Below are 1053 nucleotides of genomic sequence, written 5' to 3'. Positions count from 1 at the left end.
AGGGGATGGGGCTTGTAACTAACCAGAGAAACTGGTTGAAACATCTGGGTTATTGACTGAACCCTGCTCCTGAGTCCCTTGGGTAGAGGAGAGAAAATAATCGTCGCGAATATTCTTGGCAGCATTCAAATCGGCATGAGTTTGGTGTCCACAATTTTTGCAGTGGAACCTAGACTTATGCCGATTTGTCTTTTTAATATGCTTACAAATATTGCACTTTTGAGAAGTGTAACTAGGATCGACATGAACCACTCTTTTCCCTAGCGCAATAGATTTGTAAGTGAGAAATTGTTCTTGCTGATAGAAAGGCCAACTACTCAACCATTTATTGACTTTTTTGCCTCGATTCTGAGTCCGAATACTAGACAAATCTTCCAATACAAAAACTGAAACATTTGGCTGATTAGCTATTTTCTTACTTACACAATGATTCGTATCCCGCATGAACCGCTTCTCACGACCAGACATCGCTTTTAATCGACGTTTGGCACTGCGAGTGCCTTTTTGCTGGAGCTGGCGACGATTGTATAAGTATCTTCTTTGTACTTCTCTAATCTTGTCAGAACTAAAGAATTGACTATCAGAAGTAACAGCTTGATGGTACAAACCTCGGTCAATGCCTTGAGTTTTTCCATCAATATGTTGTGGGTCTGCTGTCTCAAAAACTAAACGCACCCAAAACTGTTTGGTGTGTTTAGTGTAAGTAACAGTTGCGCCACAGAAATTCCAAGTCTCAAACACTTCTTTGAAGTATTCTGGAACATCAAGAATTACACTAACTCGCTTCCCAATGCAACTAAGAGTTAACTGCTTACCTCTTAGCGTCATGGTTCGCTTGTCATACCTTAACCCTGACGTTGGTTTCTTTCTGGGAGTTCGCTTAAACTTGGTAGCTTTAACGGCTTCTAAAGCATTATCCCTAACAGTTTGTACCAAAGCTGAAGGCACTTCATGAAATTGTTCTCTAAGTGAACGATATAAATCCTTATGTGCCTTGTTTTTGTTGTAAGTTTTGTTAGCTAATGACCAGTCAACATGAGCATTAAATATTTC

The 1053-nt window shown here is 39.9% G+C and carries 1 protein-coding gene; it reads right to left on the bottom strand.

The features are described from left to right. Positions 1–18: 18 nt before the first annotated feature. Positions 19–1053: RNA-guided endonuclease InsQ/TnpB family protein (locus tag ACE1CC_RS10270; RefSeq protein ID WP_413270367.1), on the bottom strand; the 1035-nt coding region annotated here is incomplete at its 5' end.

The organism is Floridaenema aerugineum BLCC-F46 (genome assembly GCF_041929345.1).
GTDB lineage: Bacteria > Cyanobacteriota > Cyanobacteriia > Cyanobacteriales > Aerosakkonemataceae > Floridanema > Floridanema aerugineum.
This window is presented reverse-complemented; position numbering and strand designations above follow the sequence as displayed.